Source organism: Micromonospora sp. USAFONa4 (assembly GCF_057197825.1).
In genome coordinates this window covers 3,177,369-3,195,935 of sequence record NZ_CM170072.1, presented here as the reverse complement: position 1 = coordinate 3,195,935, position 18,567 = coordinate 3,177,369, and the positions used below count along the sequence as shown (strand labels likewise).

18 protein-coding genes and 1 tRNA gene are annotated in these 18,567 nt (G+C 71.0%); 6 read left to right on the top strand and 13 right to left on the bottom strand.

Going from position 1 to position 18,567, the window contains the following annotated elements:
* Positions 1 to 9 precede the first annotated feature (9 nt).
* Entirely contained in the window at positions 10 to 474 is a 465-nt protein-coding gene (soxR, locus tag AC0OO9_RS13890; RefSeq protein ID WP_484517553.1) for a redox-sensitive transcriptional activator SoxR, read from the top strand.
* Between the two features lie 20 nt (positions 475 to 494).
* On the opposite strand, the gene AC0OO9_RS13885 is transcribed toward soxR, so the two are convergent.
* Entirely contained in the window at positions 495 to 1,472 is a 978-nt protein-coding gene (locus tag AC0OO9_RS13885) for an NAD(P)H-quinone oxidoreductase (protein ID WP_484517552.1), read from the bottom strand.
* Positions 1,473 to 1,481: 9 nt separating this feature from the next.
* The gene (locus AC0OO9_RS13880; RefSeq protein ID WP_484517551.1) at positions 1,482 to 2,033 is read right to left on the bottom strand and encodes an AAA family ATPase; all 552 of its coding nucleotides are present in this window, start codon (positions 2,031 to 2,033) and stop codon (positions 1,482 to 1,484) included.
* A gap of 85 nt (positions 2,034 to 2,118) precedes the next feature.
* Here AC0OO9_RS13880 and AC0OO9_RS13875 point away from each other — a divergent pair.
* A tRNA-Ser gene (locus tag AC0OO9_RS13875) sits at positions 2,119 to 2,205 on the top strand.
* A gap of 77 nt (positions 2,206 to 2,282) precedes the next feature.
* Here the strand turns inward: AC0OO9_RS13875 and AC0OO9_RS13870 are convergent.
* From AC0OO9_RS13870 to AC0OO9_RS13855, 4 genes are all read right to left on the bottom strand, one after another.
* On the bottom strand, positions 2,283 to 2,537 hold the full coding sequence (locus tag AC0OO9_RS13870; protein WP_484517550.1) for a Txe/YoeB family addiction module toxin: 255 nt from the start codon (positions 2,535 to 2,537) through the stop codon (positions 2,283 to 2,285).
* Positions 2,534 to 2,818, bottom strand: coding sequence for a type II toxin-antitoxin system Phd/YefM family antitoxin (locus AC0OO9_RS13865; RefSeq protein WP_484517549.1), 285 nt, complete (start codon positions 2,816 to 2,818; stop codon positions 2,534 to 2,536). Before AC0OO9_RS13865 ends, AC0OO9_RS13870 begins: the two co-directional genes overlap by 4 nt.
* A gap of 155 nt (positions 2,819 to 2,973) precedes the next feature.
* On the bottom strand, positions 2,974 to 3,387 hold the full coding sequence (locus tag AC0OO9_RS13860) for a hypothetical protein (RefSeq protein ID WP_484517548.1): 414 nt from the start codon (positions 3,385 to 3,387) through the stop codon (positions 2,974 to 2,976).
* 89 nt (positions 3,388 to 3,476) lie between these two features.
* A complete protein-coding gene (locus AC0OO9_RS13855) occupies positions 3,477 to 4,280 on the bottom strand; it encodes a cyclase family protein (protein ID WP_484517547.1) in 804 nt (267 codons plus the stop codon).
* 394 nt (positions 4,281 to 4,674) lie between these two features.
* On the opposite strand from AC0OO9_RS13855, the gene AC0OO9_RS13850 reads away from it, so the two are divergent.
* Both AC0OO9_RS13850 and AC0OO9_RS13845 read left to right on the top strand, forming a co-directional pair.
* Positions 4,675 to 5,988 (top strand): hypothetical protein, encoded by a 1,314-nt coding sequence (locus AC0OO9_RS13850; protein WP_484517546.1) that lies wholly within the window; start codon positions 4,675 to 4,677, stop codon positions 5,986 to 5,988.
* Positions 5,989 to 6,005: 17 nt separating this feature from the next.
* Entirely contained in the window at positions 6,006 to 6,833 is an 828-nt protein-coding gene (locus tag AC0OO9_RS13845; RefSeq protein WP_484517545.1) for a PhzF family phenazine biosynthesis protein, read from the top strand.
* Here the strand turns inward: AC0OO9_RS13845 and AC0OO9_RS13840 are convergent.
* The 7 genes from AC0OO9_RS13840 to AC0OO9_RS13810 form a co-directional block, all read right to left on the bottom strand.
* Positions 6,823 to 8,109 (bottom strand): MFS transporter, encoded by a 1,287-nt coding sequence (locus AC0OO9_RS13840; RefSeq protein ID WP_484517944.1) that lies wholly within the window; start codon positions 8,107 to 8,109, stop codon positions 6,823 to 6,825. The two genes, AC0OO9_RS13845 and AC0OO9_RS13840, sit on opposite strands and share 11 nt — an antisense overlap.
* A gap of 50 nt (positions 8,110 to 8,159) precedes the next feature.
* Positions 8,160 to 9,521 carry a hypothetical protein gene (locus AC0OO9_RS13835; RefSeq protein WP_484517544.1) on the bottom strand — a complete coding sequence of 454 codons (1,362 nt, stop codon included), beginning with the start codon at positions 9,519 to 9,521 and terminating at the stop codon, positions 8,160 to 8,162.
* Between the two features lie 78 nt (positions 9,522 to 9,599).
* The gene (locus tag AC0OO9_RS13830) at positions 9,600 to 10,865 is read right to left on the bottom strand and encodes a hypothetical protein (RefSeq protein ID WP_484517543.1); all 1,266 of its coding nucleotides are present in this window, start codon (positions 10,863 to 10,865) and stop codon (positions 9,600 to 9,602) included.
* A gap of 8 nt (positions 10,866 to 10,873) precedes the next feature.
* Complete coding sequence (locus AC0OO9_RS13825; RefSeq protein WP_484517542.1) at positions 10,874 to 11,719, bottom strand: aspartyl/asparaginyl beta-hydroxylase domain-containing protein; 846 nt, start codon at positions 11,717 to 11,719, stop codon at positions 10,874 to 10,876.
* 65 nt (positions 11,720 to 11,784) lie between these two features.
* A complete protein-coding gene (locus AC0OO9_RS13820) occupies positions 11,785 to 12,864 on the bottom strand; it encodes a DUF6421 family protein (RefSeq protein WP_484517541.1) in 1,080 nt (359 codons plus the stop codon).
* A gap of 149 nt (positions 12,865 to 13,013) precedes the next feature.
* A complete protein-coding gene (locus AC0OO9_RS13815) occupies positions 13,014 to 13,814 on the bottom strand; it encodes a DUF6202 family protein (protein WP_421456032.1) in 801 nt (266 codons plus the stop codon).
* A 228-nt stretch (positions 13,815 to 14,042) separates the two neighbouring features.
* On the bottom strand, positions 14,043 to 15,473 hold the full coding sequence (locus tag AC0OO9_RS13810) for an FAD-dependent oxidoreductase (protein WP_484517540.1): 1,431 nt from the start codon (positions 15,471 to 15,473) through the stop codon (positions 14,043 to 14,045).
* Between the two features lie 341 nt (positions 15,474 to 15,814).
* Here AC0OO9_RS13810 and AC0OO9_RS13805 point away from each other — a divergent pair, with 341 nt between their 5' ends.
* Positions 15,815 to 17,212 (top strand): FAD-binding oxidoreductase, encoded by a 1,398-nt coding sequence (locus AC0OO9_RS13805; RefSeq protein WP_484517539.1) that lies wholly within the window; start codon positions 15,815 to 15,817, stop codon positions 17,210 to 17,212.
* A 42-nt stretch (positions 17,213 to 17,254) separates the two neighbouring features.
* Positions 17,255 to 18,493 carry an ATP-grasp domain-containing protein gene (locus tag AC0OO9_RS13800; RefSeq protein ID WP_484517538.1) on the top strand — a complete coding sequence of 413 codons (1,239 nt, stop codon included), beginning with the start codon at positions 17,255 to 17,257 and terminating at the stop codon, positions 18,491 to 18,493.
* Positions 18,494 to 18,567: the final 74 nt, after the last annotated feature.

The following is an 18,567-nucleotide window of genomic DNA, read 5'->3' as shown; positions in this document are numbered from 1 at the left end:
GGCGACGTGATGCACGAATCTCTGACCATCGGCCAGCTCTCCGTCCGCAGCGGCGTCGCGCCCTCGGCGCTGCGCTACTACGAGCGGCTCGGGCTCATCCGGGCGGAGCGGACGGGCGGCAACCAGCGCCGCTACGCCCGCACCGAGCTGCGCCGGGTGGCGTTCGTCCGGATCTCCCAGCAGGTCGGCATCTCGCTGGAGGAGATCCGGGAGGCGCTGGACTCCCTGCCCGCGGCCCGCACGCCGAGCGCGGACGACTGGGCGCGGCTCTCCGCGACCTGGCGGGAGCGGCTGAACGAGAAGATCCGGCTGATGACGAAGCTCCGCGACGACCTCGACGGCTGCATCGGCTGCGGCTGCCTTTCCCTGCAACGCTGCACGCTCAACAACCCCGGCGACTCGCTCGCCGGCGAGGGCCCCGGCGCCCGCCTGGTGCTCCCCCGCGAGGTCGCGGACCCGGCGCCGACGCCCTGACCGCCGGGGCGGACCCCGCGTCAGCCGGTCGTGAGCAGCACCTTGCCGACGTGGTCGTTCGACTCGACCAGGCGGTGCGCCTGCGCCGCCTCGGTCATCGGCACCCGCCGGTCCACGACCGGCCGGACCGCCCCCGACTCGACCAGCGGCCACACCTGCTCGCGGACGCCGCGCACGATCTCCGCCTTCTCCTCCAGCGGCCGGGACCGCAGCGCGGTGGCCGCGATCGTGCCCCGCTTGGCCAGCAGCGCCGAGAGATCCAGCTCGCCCTTGCGGCCACCCTGCATGCCGATCACCACCAGCCGGCCGCCCGTGGCCAGCGCCGCCACGTTCCGGGGCAGGTAGGCGGCGCCCATGATGTCGAGGATGACGTCGGCGCCCCGGCCGCCGGTGACCCGCCGGACCTCCTCGACGAAGTCCTGCTCCCGGTAGTCGATCGTGTGCGCCGCCCCCAGCTCACGCAGCCGCTCGTGCTTCGCGGCGCGGGCGGTGACCACCACCGTGGCGCCGAGCGCGGCCCCGAGCTGGATCGCGAAGGTGCCGATGCCGCTGCCGCCGCCGTGCAGCAGCAGCGTCTCGCCCCTGCCGAGCCGGGCCACCCGCACCACGTTCGACCAGACCGTGCAGGCGACCTCGGGCAGCGCCGCCGCGTCGACCAGGTCGACGCCGGCCGGCACCGGCAGGAGCTGCCCGGCCGGCACCGCGACCCGCTCCGCGTAGCCGCCGCCGGCCAGCAGCGCGCAGACCTCCCGGCCCACCTCCCAGCCGGCCACGTCGGGACCGATCGCGCTGATCACCCCGGAGCACTCCAGCCCGGGGTACGCGGGCGCGCCCGGCGGCGGCGGGTAGTGCCCCTGCCGTTGCAGCAGGTCGGCCCGGTTGACCGCGCTGGCCCGCACGTCGACGACCACCTCGCCCGGGCCGGGCTCGGGATCAGGCACCTCGCTCCAGAGCAGTGCGTCGGGTCCGCCGGGCTCCGGGACAGTCATCGCGCGCATGTTCCGTGTCTACCCCACCCGCCCGTCGGTCCACGCCCGGGCCAGGATCTCGTCCACCGTCCGCGCCGGGGTCAGCGCCGACGTGTCCAGCCAGAGCCCGATCCGGGGCGTCTGTGCCCGGAAGTCCGCGTCCAGGTCGGCGACCGGCCAGTCCCCGTACCCCTTCTTGTCGCGGGCCTCCTCGCGGGCGGCGACGGCCTCGGCACTCGGCGCGAGCACCACGACCGCCAACGGCCGGTGCCGGATCCGGTCGACCATTGCCGGCAGCTCCGCCCCGAGGATCACGTCCTGGAGCACCACCGTGAAGCCGGCGGCGGCGTACCGGTCCGCCGCCGACGCCGCGAGGTCGTAGCGCAGCCGGAGCTGCCGCCAGGCCTCCGCCGACGGCTCGGCGGTCATCTCCTCCCGGCCGCTGACCACCATCCGCCGGAAGACGTCGCCGCGCAGGTGCACCGCGCGGGGCAGCCGCCGGGCCAGCGCCTCGGCCACAGTGGACTTTCCGGCGGCCATGATTCCGCTGATCAGCACCACCGACGGGTTCTCCCACACGCCGTCGATCATGCCAGCGCGGGTGCGGTGCCCGCTCGCCCGGAGCGGGTCCGTGGCAGACTAGGCACGTCGCGCGCCCCACGGGGAGCGCGGCCCGGGAGGGTTCGCCTAGTGGCCGATGGCGCTGGTCTTGAAAACCGGTAAGGCAGCGATGTCTTCGTGGGTTCGAATCCCACACCCTCCGCAGCCGATGATCTATTCCGGTGCAGCTCAGCCCCGGTTTTCAGGCCGGGGCTGACCGCCGGTGAGGGCTGGGAAGGCTCATTCGTAGTGGTAGCGGCACTGCGCGATCTGCACCGTGTCGTCCATGATCCGGTACACGAGGCGGTGTTCCTGGTCGATGCGTCTCGACCAGAACCCCGCCCAGTTGCCGCGAAGCTGCTCCGGTTTGCCGATGCCTTCATGGCCGTTGCGTCGGATGTCCTCGATCAAGGTGTTCACTCGCCTGAGCATCTGACGATCTCGCTGCCAGGTCAGGTAGTCGTCCCAGCCTCGGCCGGCGAACTGGACCTTCACGCGGCCGAGGCCCCACCTGAAATGGCGTCGGGGTCGATCAGGTCGTGTGTCTCCCCACCCCCGTTGCGCAACTCTTCGACGGCTTCGTTCAGGCGGCGCGCGTTGGCGGGGCTGGCCATCAGGTAGGCCGTCTCCTTCAACGACTCGTACTCCCGCAACGAGATGATGACTGCGGCCTCCCGGCCGGAGCGGGTCACCACCACTTCCTCGGCGTCGTCCACGACATGATCGAGCATCTTGGCCAGGTTCTGTCGGACTTCCGAGTAGGGGACGATCCGCATGCTGCCTCCCAACGTTACGTACAATAAATTGTACAAGGTCACGGAGCCGCTTGTCGGATGCTCCGACGCCAGGCAAGCCTGAGTCTGTGCAGAAGAGGGTGCGGCGGCTACGCCTGCTTCAGCCTGCTCGCTCGGCTCGCCGCGACGTGGTGTCGTCAGCAGCGGAGGTAGGTGCCGCACAGCGGCGGCGCGTCGACGCGGCAGACCTTCCAGCCGCCGCCGAAGCCGCCCTCCTCCGTGGTGTGGAAGCGCCACCGGTGGGTGGCGCCGGTGAAGGTGACGTTCCCCGTGGAGTCGACCTCCGTGAACCGGAGGTCCACCATCGCCGAGACCGTGCCGTCCGGGTCGCTCTGCCAGTTGGTCGTCTCGACCCGTACGCCGAAGGTGACCTGTGATTCGACCTGTTTGCGCAGATCGCGGGCCTGCCGAAACAGCTCGTCCCGATTGTCGCCGCACAGGCACCGGTTGATGTCGGGGTTCTCGTCCGGCTGGAAGACCGCCAGGAGGTACGCCTCGGCCGCCGCAGCCGGCGTCTTCTCGCCTCGCCCCGCCTCGACCGCCCTCGTCACCGCCTGCCTGACGGGCGCACCGATGCAGGCAATCGCGAAGGCGACGGCGGCGGCGACCGTCGCCCGGCGACGCCACTGCCGGGCGCGTGTCACACGACGGCCAGCGGGCGTACGGGCGAGCCCGTGCCGCCGACGATCGGCAGCGGGGCGAGGACGAACAGGAACTCGCTCACGCCGGCCTCCGCCAGCGGGTCCAGCCGCAGGTGCTCGACGATGTAGATGCCCGCCTCCACCAGCAGCAGCCGGTGGACCGGCAGCACCCGGAGCCCGACGCCGGGAGGGATCTGCTCGTAGGCGGTGGTGTCCGCGCCCGTCAGGGCGACCCCGTGCTCCGCGAGCCAGGCCGCGCCGGAGGGGTCGACGCCGGGCACCCCCGTGTCGAGACCGAGGTAGGCCGCCGGATCCGACCAGTGCCGGGCCCAGCCGGTACGCACCAGCGCCACGTCACCCTCGGCCAGCCGCACACCCGTACGTCGCAGGCACCGTTCGAGGTCGTCGGCGGTCACGCCGTACCCGCCGGGAAGGACGTCGACTCCGTGGGCCGAGGCGACGTCCAGCAGCACCCCCCGTCGGACGAGCGGCGGAATGGTCTCGGCGCCGTGTACGCGGAACCGGCCCCCCGACTGTGCCTCGGCGGCGTCGTGGCCGCCGTGCAGCAGTCCGTCCTGCGAGATGTGCGACAGCGCGTCGACGTGCGTCCCGACGTGCCCGCCGGTGACGATCAGCTCGCCGGCCGACGAGCCGCCGTCGGCACGCACCACGTCGCCGTGCCGGCGGAGCAGGGCCAGGCGGAACCCCGGGTGGTTCGGCGCGCAGGGCATCCCCTCCTCGAACGGCTGGCTGAGGTCGTGGATGGTGACGCCCGCGGCGACGGCGTCCAGGAGTGCGGTCATGGCGGTGATCCTGTCTCTGCGGATGACGGATGCGTGCCGGGGCCGATTCTGGGTGCGGGTCCCGGGTGATGATTCCCCGTAATGGCTCCGCCACGTATCCGGTACGGGTCACGCGACAAAATCGGGATTGCCACGGCGGATGTCGTCGCCGTCGCGTGTGAAGCGGGACCAGCCGACGGCCGGTCACTGTACTCGGCGACCACCCCACCGGTCGACCCCTGAAATGTTCGACACTTAACGTGTCCGCAATCAATACCGCGAGTTCGCCCCTGCCCGCCAAGCCGCTCGTGCCGTACACTCGCATCCGATTCAATAACGAGTCGGGCAAGGGGTGCGGTTCACGGTGCGACACGACAACTCGGACTGCAATTTCGCGGAATTGAACGCGCCGCTGGTGGCCGCGCTTCAGGCCGAGCCGGCGCGGTCCGCGCTCGTCGCGGCAGCGCCGTCGGTACGGCGCTTCATGGACGATCTCGGTGCCACCCGGATGCGGTTCATCCCCTATCCGCTGGTCATCGACCGGGACGAGTTCGACCGGATGGCGGAGGCGGCCTGCGCCATGATCGAGGCGCAGACGGCGGTGATCCGCGAGTTCCTCCGGTCGGGGCCTCCCGAGAAACTGTTGGCGGAATTCGGCCTGCCCGCCGAGATCGCGCCCTTCGTCAATTGGGAACAACTGGATTCCGTCGAGCAGGTCTTCGCCCGCGTCGACGTGCTGCCGACCCCGTCCGGATACCAGTTCTGTGAATTCAACATCGACTCGTCGATTTCCGGATTCGAGTTCCACGACTGCTACCAGGTGATGGGTGAGGCGGTCGACATTCCGTGGCTCGCCGGCACGCCACGGCCCGAGGAACAGATCGCGGACGTCGTCATCAGGGCTTTCCACCAGGGCAGTTTCGACCGGGTGGTGGTGTGTGACTGGTCGAGCCGCATCGGGGTCGGCTACTTCGGCTTCGAGTTGCTGACCGAGACGCTGCGCCGGCGACTGCCCGACGTGCCGGTCGAGCTGGTCTTCCACGCCGACTATCCGCAGCGGTGGCTCGATCCGGCGGCCGGAAAGCGCACCCTGGTCTATCGCGGCTTCATGCACGAGGACATGGACGACGACTACGACTTCATCACCCGGCTGGTCGGCAGCGGTGCCTCCGTGATCAACCTCTTCGAGGCCGAGATCCGCACGCACAAGCGTTGGTTGGCGATGTTCTGGGAGGAGCGCTTCGCCAGCCTGCTGCCCGAAGGCGTACGCGACATGGTCGCCCGCTACGTGCCCCACACCGTCTCGGTGACCCCGGAGAACCGTGACCGCCTGCTGGCGGACCGCGCCGAGTACGTGTTCAAGTTCGGGCACTCGTCCGGCGGGCACGACGTCCTGCTCGGCGCCGACCACGACGCGGGCACGATCGCCGCCCGGCTGGCCGAACGTGGCCCCGACGGCTGGCTCGCCCAGCGCCGCGTGCAGCTCGCGGAGTGCCGGTTCGCCCCCGAGGCCGATGCCGAGCCGGTGCCCCACCACGTGGTGCTCGGGCTCTACGTGCTCGGCGGCGAGTGCTCCGGCATGAACATCCGCGCCGACCGGGGCTCGGCCGTGGTCAACATCCACCAGTCGGCGGCCAGCGGCTGGGCCATCCCCATGGACGCCGACGAACGGCGACAGCTCATCGAGCGCGTGCAGGCGATCGGGCCGGCGGCCCGCGAACGACACTGACACCAGTTGGAGGCACGATGGAAATTCCCCTGTACCAGGTCGACGCGTTCACCGACCGGGTGTTCTTCGGCAATCCGGCCGCGGTCTGCCCCCTGGACGAGTGGCTCAGCGACGAGGTGATGCAGGCGATCGGCCTGGAGAACAACCTCGCGGAGACCGCGTTCATCATCGACCGGGGCGACAGCTTCGCGCTGCGCTGGTTCACGCCGTCGATGGAGGTCGACCTGTGCGGGCACGCCACGCTCGCTGCGGCCCACGTGGTGCTGAACCACCTGCGGCCCGAGTGGGACGAGGTCACCTTCCACTCCAACACCGGTCCCCTCGTCGTCAGCCGTACCCCGGAGGGACAGTTCTCGATGTCCTTCCCCGCGTTGCCGCGCGAGCGGGTCGACCCGCCGGAGGCCCTGCTCGCCGGGCTGTCGATCGCGCCCACCGCGGTCTACGGCGGCATGGACTACATGGCGGTCTACGACAACGAGGAGGACCTGCGCGCGATCGAACCCGACCAGCGGATGCTCGGGACCCTCGACCGGCGCGGGGTGGTCGTGACGGCCCCCGGCGTCTCCTCCGACTTCGTCGCCCGCTTCTTCGGCCCCAAGCTGTCGATCCCGGAGGACCAGTTCACCGGGTCGTCCCACTGCATGCTGGTCCCCTACTGGGCGGACGCGCTGGGCAGGACCAGCCTGACGTCCCGCCAGTTCTCTCCCCGGCTCGGCAAGACGCTGACCATCCACGCCAACTGCGAGCTGCGCGGCGACCGGGTCGTCCTGGGCGGGTCGACGCGCCAGTACCTCGCCGGCGTCATCACCCTCGACGACGACGAGGTCGCCCGGCTCAGTCGCTGAGCTGCCGTGCCTCCGGCCGTGCCCCGTCGGCCGCCGCCCCTCCGGGCGGCGGCTCCGGGGCCGGCTCGGGTCCGGACTCGGGCTCGGTGGGCATCTCCACCACCCGACGCAGCGGCGAGAAGTACAGCGGAACGATGGAGACGAGTTCGCCGGCGACCGCGAGCGCGAGGGTCTGGCGGACGCCGATGACGTTCGCGACCAGCCCGGCGACCGACGCGCCCAGCGGGATCACGCCCCAGACCAGGAACCGCATCGTCGCGCTCAACCGGGCCTGCATGCCCGGCGCGCACAGCGCCTGCCGGACCGACAGTTGCAGGATGTTGGAGACGACGATGCATCCCGAGGCGATGCCGTAGCCGATGCCGGCGACGATCAGCCAGCCGCCGCTGCGCGCGAACGGCAGCGGAATCGAGGCGATTCCCGCCAGCACGCACGCGCCGAGGACCGTCGGCCCGACGCCGAAGCGCCGGGACAGCCGGACCGCCGAGAGCGCGCCGAGGGTCGCGCCGGCACCGGCCCCGGAGAAGATGATCCCGATGTACGCCGACGGCAGCCGCAGCACCGACGCCAGCAGCAGCAGGAACATGGTGGTGGTCGCGATGTTGCAGAAGTTGTACGTCGAGCTGCGGATGGCCATCACCCGGAACATCGGCACCCGCAGCACGTACCTGACGCCGTCGCGTACGTCTTGGAACAGCGTGGTGGTGCGCGGCGGTGGAACGGCCGCAGCCGCCCCGGTCACCCGGATCCGGCTGAGCAGCAGCGTGGCGATGCCGAAGCAGACGGCCGTGGCACCGAGGACGTACGACGACGTGGCCAACGCCATCAGGAAGCCGGCGATGGCGGGGCCGGTGATCTCCGCCAGCGAGAGGGTGAACTCCACCCGCGAGTTGGCGCCGGGCAGCAGCTGCCGGTCGACGATCCGCGGCAGGACGCTCTGGTAGGAGATCCCCAGGAAGACCGTGCACAGGCTCCCCGCGAACATCAACGCGTACAGCGCGGGCATGGTGAGGTCGCCGGCCAGCGCCAGTGCCGCGACGACCCCGAACACGGCCGTACGGCCCAGGCTGGAGAACACCAGGACCCGTTCCCCGCGCCGGCGGTCGATCCACGCACCGGCCGGTAGTCCGAGGAGCAGGAAGCCCAGGAACTCGCAGGTCACCAGGAAACCGACCTGCGCCGGTGTGGCGTTCAGGGTCTTCACGGCGAACAGCGGAATGACGACCGTCGCCACCTCGAAGCCGAACTGGCTGACGGTCTCGGCGCTCCACAGCAGGCGGAAGTTCTTCTTCAGGGCGATCTCCTACCCGTGACCGGCGGCGATGTTCAGGCCCCCGGGTGCAGCAGCACCGGTGCCAGCAGGACGTTCGAGATGCCTCGGACCACGGCCCCCGGCACCGTGGTCAGGCGGCAGGTGAAGCCGGTGTGCCCACCGGGCCCGTAGTGCATCCCCCACACCGCGTACCAGTCCCGTTCCGTGACGCCGTCGGTGTCGAAGCCCGGCTCCGCCCGCTGGACGACCCTCCGTTGCAGGATGTGGCGACCGCTCCCGGCCGCCGAGGCGAGCGCCGCCCGCCACGTCTCGTCGTCGACCGTCCAGCCGGCCACCGTGCCCTCGCCACGGGCCAGGGTGGTGGGCTTCAGGATGGTGTCCGCCCGGTCACCGACGAAGCCGGTCAGGTCGGTGGCCCCATCGACGTGGGTCGTCTCGGGCAGGATGCGCCGCAACGCGGCGCGTTCGCCGTCGGTCAGCGCGTCCTGCACCTCGGGGAGCCACACCAGGGCGAGGCACGCCTTGCTGTTGTACATGTCGTGCACCGGCGAGGTGGCCATCGGCGGCAGGGCGGAGCCCGGCTCCGGATGCAGCCGCTGCCAGGCCGCCACGGGGTCCGGCTCCTCCGCGAGTTCCGTCAGGTTGAACAACCGCAGCAGGTGGGTCACCCCGGCGACGTGGTCGGCGACGCTGCCGTCCGGCTCGTGCAGGTCAGCGACCTCCGCCAGGCGGGTCCGCAGCGGACGATCGGAGTACGCCTCCAGGCACTCGCCCAGGGGACGCCAGTCGCCGGCCCACTCCGCGAGGGCACCGGTCGCCTCGACCATGAGCACCTCCGCCTGCCCGGGCGCCTCGGCGTCATGCCCCGTGCGCGTGGTCTCCACCGTGCGCAGCAGGTCGAGCAGGGCGGTGATGGGGTCGAGGTGTCGCAGTCCGTGCCGCTCGGCGAAGGGCCGGAAGGCCGGCTCCGCCATGACGGCGGGGAGCCAGGCGGTGCGTTCGGCACCGCCGACGGCGGGGCTCAGGCCCAGCTCCAGGACCTTGAACCCGGTCCCGTCGTGGATCAGGTCGGCGCGGCCGTACGGCACCAGGGCGGGCAGGTCGGTCCCGGCCAACAGCGGGCGCAGCACCTCCGGCACGTCGGTCAGCGCGCCGAACGCGGCCGTGCTGCCACCCGCGAGCAGGTGCGGCAGCCGCCCCACGACGTCGAGCAGCATCGTGAAGTCGGCGTAGAACGACGTGAGCTCCCGCTCGTCGACGAACATCACCCGGTGGAAGCTCTGTGCCTCGATGTCGGGCCCCAGCACCCGTCCGGCGGTGCGCGCCGGCAGGTCCGGTGGCAGCTCACCGTCGCGTACCGCCCGCAGGTAGTCCCTCGCCGGGTCCTGCGACGCCGACCGGTGCGGCGCGCTCATGCGGCCGCCTCCCGCGTTGCGGCGGCCCGCCGGTGGGCGCGTGCGGTGCCGCCGACGGTCAGCCGTGGCGTGCGCTGGTCAGGCCGACAAGAACAGGGCACCCGCTGCCTCCAGTTCGCGTATCTGGCGGTAGTCATCCGAGATGGTCTCCGGGCTCTCGTGGACCAGGAAGACCAGGCCCGGGGTCGTGTACGAGTTGACGGTGACCTGCAACGGGTCGCCGGTCTCCAGGTAGGTGTCGACGGTGTGGAAGGACGGCAGCCCGCGCAGCAGGGGCAGGTCGTAGCCGGCGAGGGTCCCCGAGTGGCGGGACAGCAACTGCACCATGGCGGCGTGCCGGCGGAGCGCGGGACGCCAGCCCTCGCGGACCCGGGCGGCGAAGCGTTCCGGGGCCACGATCGTCTCGGCCACCAACTGCACCGCGTTGGTGCCCGTCGCCTCGGTCAGCTGCGAGATGTCGATCGAGCCCATGAACCGGGCGCCGGTCTCGACGAGCACCGGCTCACCGGCGATCATCATGACCTCCGTGTGCGCCGTCCCCTCGCGGATGTCGAGGGCGTCGAGCACGGTCCCGACGAAGCCGTGCAGCTGGTCGAAGACGGCATCGCGGGGATCGACGAGCCGTTCCAGGTCGTAGAGCGCCGTACCGCCCTCGTGGCGCTTCCTGGTGTGCCAGATGTCCGAGACGACGTACCCGCTCCCCGCCGACACGGTGTTGACGGCGTACTCGTCGCCGGTCATGAACGGCTGGACGAGGAGTTCCCCGATCGGGTCGCCGAACACGTCGGGTGCGCCAAGCCAGCTCTTGAACGCGGTGTCGAGGTCCGCCTCGGAGCGGCACCGCAGGAAGCCGAAGCTGCCGGAACTGGCTCGGGGCTTGACGACGGCGTCGCCGAGCCAGCCCCCCACGCGCAGCCACTCCGCCGCCTCGTCGCGGGAGGCGGTGCTCAGGTGCGGGATGACGGCGACGCCCCCGGCCGCCGCGGCGCGTGCCATGTGGTGCTTGTCGCGGCGGCACCGGGTGGTCGCCGGATCGTTGCCGGGCACGCCGAGTGCCCTGGCCAGCTGGTCACCCAGCTCGACCCCGGTCTCGGCGCCGGCCACCACGCTGCGCGGGCGCAGGCCCGCCCGGTCGAGCCGGTCGACGATGGTGCTGACGTCGCCGTCGTGGAGGTAGCTGTCGAGATAGGCGTGGTCGACGCCGGTACGCAGGAGGAACTGCGGCAGGTCCGGGTCGCTCTGCACGTGCACCGCGCCGAAGCCGTAACCGGCGAGGGCCGGCGCGAGCGCGTTGGCCGTCGAGTACCCGTCCACGACGACACAGACTTGGCTGGCGTGTCGCATGATCCGCCTCAGGACTCTCGGGCCAGCAGGAAGTACGTCCGCATCGGGGGGATCATGTCGAGCCGGTCGGCGACGGGTGAGTGCCGGGCCGCCCCCTCCAGCAGGTCGAACACGTTGTCCGGGGTGATGTCCCGGGTGAACATCGTCTTGATGGCGATCTTCAGGAAGTCCCGGTAGTTGGTGGTGTCCATCAGCACCCCGGCGCGCTCGAACGCGGCGAGCTCGTCCTGGTCGATCGGCTGCCGCGCGACCTGGTGCGTGCTCGGGATGCTGGGCGACTGGACCTCGCCGGTGAAGCAGGCGGCGAGCGAGTCGGCCTGGAAGTCGAGCACGAGGTGGGTGCGGTCCTTCGTCCAGCCGGAGACCGCGCTGTGGGCCTGGGTGGCGTCGAGGAACCAGATCTCACCGACGTTCATGTGGTAGAGCGTCGAGTTGTGCGAGCTGACGCAGGACTCGTGGGTCTCCAGCGGAAGGTGGATCCGGATGAGGTTGCTGTCGAGTTCGAGGTAGTCCCGGTGCGGCACGAGCGCGCTGCCGGGGGTCAGCCGGGCGAGCCGGCCGTACTTGAGGCGGGACATGTCGAACAGCTCACCCACCAGGTGCCGCACGTACGGCAGGCGCTGGCCCAGGTCGGTGACGACGGCCGGGCCCTCGAACGGGTCGAGTCCCGCGTCGAGGCCGAGGCCCGTGCCGTTCCACACCGCGCAACTCTTCCAGGCGCCGCAGACGAAGTCGCTGTACTTGTCCGTGTAGGGAAACGACGCCATGGTGTCGAGGTCCGTGGCGAGGCTGTCGGCGTCGATGTCGCACGTGCCGAGGATGCCGGTTTCGGTCGAGTTCATAACGGTGGTCATGGTCGGTACCTTCCAGCGGGGTGAGGGGCGGAGCCGCACGTCGTCGGGAGGGCGGCCGGCGTGACTCACACGCCGAGTCGCTCCTTGAGCTCGGCGAAGAAGGGCACGTGGAGGAACTCCCGCTTCTCCTCGTCGTACCGGGTGTACCGGCGGGTGAAGTCGATCAGGCCCGCGCGGGCGGCCTCGACCCCCTCGGTCAGGACGACGTCCTCCAGCTCGGTGATCTGGGTGACGAGCGTGCTCAGCGCCTCGGGCAGGCTCGGCAGAAGCCGGATCCGCCCCTCGTCGATCGTCAGGGCGCCCTGTTCGCGCAGGTAGTTGAAGAGCAGTTGCGACGCGATCGCGTCGTAGTTCGGCTTCGGGATCCCCTCGACCGAGTAGCGCAGCAGCCGCTCGGCCAGGACGAACTCGAAGGTCAGCGCGGCGAGCTCACGGTCGATGTCCGCGTCGTCGAGGCAGACCAGCATCGACTTGACGTCGACCCGCATCTCCTCCAGGCCGGCGAGCGGCTTGTAGCTCTTCGCGGACAGGAACTGCGGGATCGGCATGCTGCCCGTGCGGTGGTGGAACTCGTGCAGCCGGACCCAGGAGCCGGCGGCCCGCTCGACGCCGCTGTCGTCGACGCCGGTGAGCAGCGGGAACGAGCCCGGGACCATGGCGGCGTCGATGAGTCGGCGGGTGAGGCCGTGCCGGGTGACGAACTTGTCGATGAAGTAGAAGATCAGGTCGTCCGGCTCCTGGCGACCGTCGATGTGGTTCTCCGGGAAGAGCGCCACGACGACCCGACTGTCGAAACCGTCGCTGTGCCGGAGCAGGTTGACCGGCATCGTCGGGCTCGGGTAGCGCTCCACCAGCACGGGGTCGGACGGGATGGGCTCGTACTCCAGGTAGTCCAGACCGAGGGACGGGAAGTACGCGGCCGAGAACACGGACAGGAGCGCGTTGTCGGCCCGCGAGTTGATGTGCCGCTTCGTGGCCGTGAGCTGCGGCGTGTCGTGCGCGCCGGACAGGTCCTCGACGAGTGCCCGGGCCGCGGGCTGGGCACCGAGCGTCGCCGAGTCGGCGATCCAACCGGCCAGCCGGCGCAGCGCCTCCGGCGAGCCGGGCTCGGTCTCGCGCTGGTAGCGGGCACGCAGCTCGTTCACTTCGTTGACGACGGCGTCTGTTTCCACTGTTGGCAGGGACGATCGCATGGCAGCTCCTTTCCTCGGAACCGGATGACTCCGGCGGTCGCCACCACGGGCCCCGGGGCGTCGTCGGTGGCGGCCGTCAGTGCCGTTCTCGGTTGGTCGCGCTACGCCAGGTCCCGGGCGAAGTCGTCCAGCAGGTCCGCCCACGCCGGGACGTACGACTCCGCGAGCGCGACGAAGTGCTGCGCCTCGGCCGGGGTGGAGACCAGGTGACTCATGCCGGCCTCGTCGTCGCTGACGGACGCGGCGTGGCCCGTCTCCGCCCGGATGTGCGAGTCGATCCAGGCGTAGTCGCGCTGCTCGGGAAGGACCTGGCGACCATCCACGGTGACCTTGCCGTACAGGCGCCGGAAGGCGACCGCGATGTCGAGGGCGATGGTCTCCACGACACGGAGCTGGACCGCGCCACCCAGCTCCTCGGCCGCCATGGCGTCCATGACGTCGAGGATGCGGGTCAGCGCGGGGGATTCGGCAGGCGCGTCCGCGCTGCCCAGGGCCGAGCGCAGCGGCGCGCAGATCGTGTCCGCCCACCACAGGTAGTGGACACCGTCCACACCCTCCGGTGCGACCTCCGCGAACGCCGCCGCCCGATTGTCCAGATCGTCCCCGATGACTCGGTAGGCCATCTGATACGCTCCGAGTACTTCTCGACTCACTGTGTAGTCGCGAGCCAGACGTCGCCCGTGGGCACCGAGGCTGGAGATGGTGGTGAACATGAACGCCTGAGTGGTCCGCTGCCACTTCTCCGCGATCCGCAGCGCACCGGCGGGGCTCACCGAGGTGGCCTCCTTCGCGCCCGCGAAGAACCGGTTGTTGCGTCGGGTGAGGCCTGCCTCGTCGATCAGTCGATCGATGGTGGCGTCGGCCTGCACACGGAGGTCGGTCAGGTCGAGTGCGGTGGTCATCGTGCCCTCCTCGCTTATAGGGACCGGGCGGAACGCTCCCCGAAGCCCGCCAGGACAGGCCAGTGTCGACGAAGGTCATCGAGTCGACGCGGGCCTATGATCATCGAATACGGTGTATCGCGCAACGGGAAGACGACTGAACCCCTGTGCTGCCCCCTAAGCGGGGTGCATCCCCTCGCGCGGTGCCTCAGGGGGCGGATAATCCCCGCCAGCTCAGCGTGACCAGCGTCAACTCGACGCGAGCGACGGTACGGCGCGGGCCAGACCGCTGTCCGGCTCGCCGGCATCCACGAACGGCGCCGCCAGTCGCTCCGGCACCCCCATGTTGCGCGCGAAGATCCCGAGCCGGCGCTGCCAGGCGGACACATCGGTTGGCGGCGCGATCGGCACGGTGCCGCGGGCGACCAGCTCGGCGTACTCGTCGCGATCCGCGTTGCCGGTGGCGATCGAGTGCCGGAGGGCCGCCTCCAGGTCGCGCTGGGCGTTGACGACGCACATCGTCCACTTGAGCAGGACGGTCGCGGTGCAACCGGGTGCGACGTCGAGCACCCCGGCGTTGCGCCGCAGTCGCGACGAGTCGGTGGTGTTGATCGCCACCTTGAGGTGGGCGGACACCACCTCCGCGCCGCGCACCTCCGGATACCACTGGCTGAGCTGACGGAGCGCCAGGTCGGCGCGATCGGCCGCCTCGGGGTGACCGTTGCGCAGGAAGTGACGGAAGTCGTCGGGCAGCGCGTAGGTCGTCGGGTCGACGCGGTGCACCGCGATGTGCGCCGCCGGCGGGTAGTAGACGAGCGCGGTGTCCTGGCTGAAGGGACTCAGCATGCCGCCGTACTCGTCCTCGAGCTTCAGGCACGTGTAGTTCTTCGTGGTGCGCTCGGGCAGCTCGACGAAGAGGATCTGGCGCAGCGCCATGTAGATGGGCGGCAGCGCGAGCGACGGGTTGAGACGGCGGGCGATCGCCGGGGTCTCGGTGGCGGCACAGAGGGCGACCTGGTCGCCGACGACCGTCTTCCGCGCGCCGTCCTCGACGTACTCCACCTCGTAGGTGCCGTCGGAGCGGCGGCTCACCCCGGTCACGTCGGCGCCACCGCGTACCTCGACACCGCTGCGGCGCAGCTCCTGGTCGAGCAGCGCGGTGACCACGACCGGGTTGATGCCCCGTTGCGGCGTGACGAAGGCGGCGCCGACGTCGGCGACCCCGTCCGGTGCGGGGATCTCGCGGCAGACCTGCTCCGGCGCGCCGAACAGCGCGTTGGCCGGGTCCTCGGCGCAGAGCTGCGCGTAACGGTCCTGGATGACCCGCATGTTCTCCCGGCACTGGCCGATGATGTCGGTGCCGCTGTCCTGCATGGCCTGGGAGGCGATGACCCGGCTGTGGTCCTTGCCACCGAAGACGAGGTCGGGAAAGAAACGTTCGTTGACCAGGCGTCCGTCGAAGCAGTCCCGGGCGCTCTGCGGATCGAACGGATACTCGGCACCGCTGTGGTTCTCGCTGACGATGTTGCTGGCCCCCGTGCAGATGGGGTGGGCCTCGGGCGAGCGGGCCTCGGCCCGCTCCAGCAGAAGGACCCGGTATCCCGCGCGGCTACGCATGATCGCGGTCAGGCAGCCCGCGATACCTCCGCCGATCACGATGTGCAGCTCGGTTCGCTTCACTCTGTCAATCCCTCTGTCATGGGCAACGATCCTTTGCCGCAACACGAGCTGAACCAGGTCCCGGTTTCGACACCGTGCCCGGCCGGACAGCGCGTCCTGCTGCGGATCTTGGGGTGGAAGAGCGGTGTTGAGGCAGGCCGGGGGACGTTGGCTGGAGGAGGGGTGCCCTCGTTGGCGGTAGACGGTAACAAACTTCGATCACCCCCGGAAGGATCTTCCGATGGGACAGGGGTTCGAGCGACCGGGCGTGCTCACACCGCTCTCACCAGCGCCGTTGCCGGCTCGGGGGCGTCCACTTTCGCGCTCCGGAGCGGATGACGCGGATCTGTACCCTCTCTGCCATGTCTGGTTCCCCCCTCGTCGACGACCTGCGTGCGGCGCTCGGCGACGCCGTCCTGACCGACCCCGATCTGCTCCGGATGCACCGCAAGGACGAGGCCGATCTCTGCGAGGCCGGCACCCCGCTGGTCGTCGTCCGTCCACGTGACACGGCCGATGTGGTCGAGGCGGTGACGATCGCCGGGCGGTACGGCGTGCCGGTGGTGCCGCAGGGGGCGCGTACGGGGCTGGCGGGCGCGGCGAACGCGGTCGACGGCGCGGTGGTGATCAGCATGGTCGCGATGGACGCGGTGCTGGAGATCGACCCGGTGAGCCGGATCGCCGTGGTGCAGCCAGGGGTGGTCAACGCGGCGTTGTCGGCGGAGGTGGCGAAACAGGGGTTGTGGTATCCGCCGGATCCGGGATCGTGGGAGATGTCGACGATCGGTGGGAACGTCTCCACCAACGCGGGTGGCATGTGCTGCGTCAAGTACGGCGTGACCACCGAGTACGTGTTGGGTCTGGAGGTCGTGTTGGCTTCCGGGGAGGTGTTGCGTACTGGTCGGCGTACCGCCAAGGGGGTGGCCGGGTACGACCTCACCCGGCTCTTCGTCGGCTCCGAGGGCACCCTCGGGGTGATCACGGAGGTGACGGTGGCGCTGCGGCCCGCCCCGGCGGAGTCGCTGACCATGGTGGCGGTCTTCCCGACCACCGCCGCCGCCGGTCGGGCGGTCGCCCGGATCGCTGAACACGGACTCACCCCCAGCCTGCTGGAACTGATCGACCGCACGTACCTGCGGGCGATCGAGGCGTACCGCCCGATGGGCCTGCGTACCGACGTCGAGGCGCTGCTGCTGGCGTCGGCGGACACCGGGCCCCAGGCCGCGGGGGACCTGGCGCGGCTCGCCGAGCTGTGCGAGGCGGCCGGCGCCGACGAGATCCACACAGCCACCGACGCCGTGGAGGCGGCGGCCCTGTTGCAGGCCCGCCGGCTGGGGCACGCGGCGATGGAGAAGTTCGCCAGGGAGTCGTTCCCCACCGGCAACGGTGGGATGGTGATCGACGACGTGGCGGTGCCCCGGGCGGCGTTGGCGGCGCTGCTCGACGGGGTGGCCCGGATCGCGGCGGAGTGCGACGTGACCATCGGCGTGGTCGGCCACGCCGGCGACGGCAACATGCACCCGAACATCGTGGTGGACCGGGCCGACCCGGCGAGCCTCGAACGCGGCCGGCGCGCGTTCGACGAGATCATGCGCCTCGGCCTCGAACTGGGCGGCACCTGCACCGGCGAGCACGGCGTGGGCCTGCTCAAGCGCGACTGGCTGGCCCGCGAGATCGGCCCGGTGAGCCTGCGGGTGCACCAGGCGATCAAGGCCGCCCTGGACCCGGCCGGCCTGCTCAACCCCGGCAAGGTCTTCTGATGCCCGCCACCCTCCGGCGGGCCGTACGGAGATGAGGAGAGCGTGCCGACCATAGCCATCGTCGACGGATACTCCACAGGCAGCGCGCTGAGCCGGGCGCTGGCCGAACGGGGGGTGACCTGCGTCCACGTGCGCAGCGGCGAGTCCCTGTACGACTACTACCTGAAGACGTTCCGCCCCGGCGACTACGCGGTCGACCTCGGCTTCGTCGCCGACGAGGACCACCTCGTCGACCGGCTGCGGGCGCTCGGCGTCGACCGGGTCGTCGCGGGCACCGAGCCGGGGGTGCTCCTCGCCGACACGCTCAACCACCTGCTCGGCACGCCCGGCAACGACATCGCCACGGTCACCGCGCGGCGAGACAAGTCGGCGATGGCGGCGACCGTGGCCGCCGCCGGTCTCGCCGTGCCCGCCGGCCGGTGCTTCGAGTCCGTGGACCAGGCGGTCGACTGGTACGCGGCCAACCTGTCCGGCCCGGCCGTCGTCAAGCCCGTGGACGGCGCGGGCACCGACAACGTGCGGTTCTGCGAGAGTCCCGACGAGGTGCGCCTTGCCTGCGCCACGGTCCTGGCCTCGGCCAACCTGTACGGCGTACCCAATCGACGGGTGCTGGTCCAGGAGCGGCTCGTCGGGACCGAGTTCTACGTCAACACGGTCTCGTACGCGGGCGCGCACCGGGTCGCCGAGATCTGGCGGTACACGAAACGGCCGGGCCCGGGTGGCGGGCCCATCTACGACTACGAGGAGCCGGTCGACCGGGGCTCGGCCCTGGCCCGGCAGCTCCGTGAGTTCGTCTTCGGGGTGCTCGACGCGCTCGGTGTCCGTTCCTCGGCGGCACACACCGAGCTCATGCTCACCGACCGGGGGCCGGTGCTGATCGAGGCCGGGGCCCGCCTCGGGGGAGCGACCCTGCCCGACGTCGTGGCGAAGTTCTGCGGTGTGTCGCAGACCTTCCTACAGGCCCAGCACCTCGTCGATCCGGCGTCGCTCGACCAGTTCGACGACCGTACGCCGGGCTGGGCCGCCGCCGTCCGGAACGTGTCGCTGATCAACCCGGTCCCCGTCGCCGCGCAGGCGGGGGACTGGCACGCCCGGCTGTCGGAGCTGCCGGCGGCCGTGGCGGTCGCCGCGCGCTGCTCCCCCGGGGCCGAACTGCCGCAGACCGTCGACCTGTTCAGCTCGCCCGGCTACCTCTATCTCGCCGCGGAGGACCCGGCCGAGGTCGAGCGGAGCTACGAGATGTTGCGCCGCTGGGAACGGCACGGCCTGTACGGGAGCTGACCCCGCGCGCCCGGCGCTGCCGGTTCGATCGCGGGCGCCGACGGGGTAAGAAGGTGCGGAGGAACAACCGCTCA

What these genes read in the sequence shown, in the direction of transcription:
- soxR (WP_484517553.1), top strand. Translation starts at nt 10, where the DNA reads ATGCACGAATCTCTGACCATCGGCCAGCTCTCCGTCCGCAGCGGCGTC.
- AC0OO9_RS13885 (WP_484517552.1), bottom strand. Translation starts at nt 1,472, where the DNA reads ATGCGCGCGATGACTGTCCCGGAGCCCGGCGGACCCGACGCACTGCTC.
- AC0OO9_RS13880 (WP_484517551.1), bottom strand. Translation starts at nt 2,033, where the DNA reads ATGATCGACGGCGTGTGGGAGAACCCGTCGGTGGTGCTGATCAGCGGA.
- AC0OO9_RS13865 (WP_484517549.1), bottom strand. Translation starts at nt 2,818, where the DNA reads ATGCGGATCGTCCCCTACTCGGAAGTCCGACAGAACCTGGCCAAGATG.
- AC0OO9_RS13855 (WP_484517547.1), bottom strand. Translation starts at nt 4,280, where the DNA reads ATGACCGCACTCCTGGACGCCGTCGCCGCGGGCGTCACCATCCACGAC.
- AC0OO9_RS13845 (WP_484517545.1), top strand. Translation starts at nt 6,006, where the DNA reads ATGGAAATTCCCCTGTACCAGGTCGACGCGTTCACCGACCGGGTGTTC.
- AC0OO9_RS13835 (WP_484517544.1), bottom strand. Translation starts at nt 9,521, where the DNA reads ATGAGCGCGCCGCACCGGTCGGCGTCGCAGGACCCGGCGAGGGACTAC.
- AC0OO9_RS13830 (WP_484517543.1), bottom strand. Translation starts at nt 10,865, where the DNA reads ATGCGACACGCCAGCCAAGTCTGTGTCGTCGTGGACGGGTACTCGACG.
- AC0OO9_RS13825 (WP_484517542.1), bottom strand. Translation starts at nt 11,719, where the DNA reads ATGACCACCGTTATGAACTCGACCGAAACCGGCATCCTCGGCACGTGC.
- AC0OO9_RS13815 (WP_421456032.1), bottom strand. Translation starts at nt 13,814, where the DNA reads ATGACCACCGCACTCGACCTGACCGACCTCCGTGTGCAGGCCGACGCC.
- AC0OO9_RS13805 (WP_484517539.1), top strand. Translation starts at nt 15,815, where the DNA reads ATGTCTGGTTCCCCCCTCGTCGACGACCTGCGTGCGGCGCTCGGCGAC.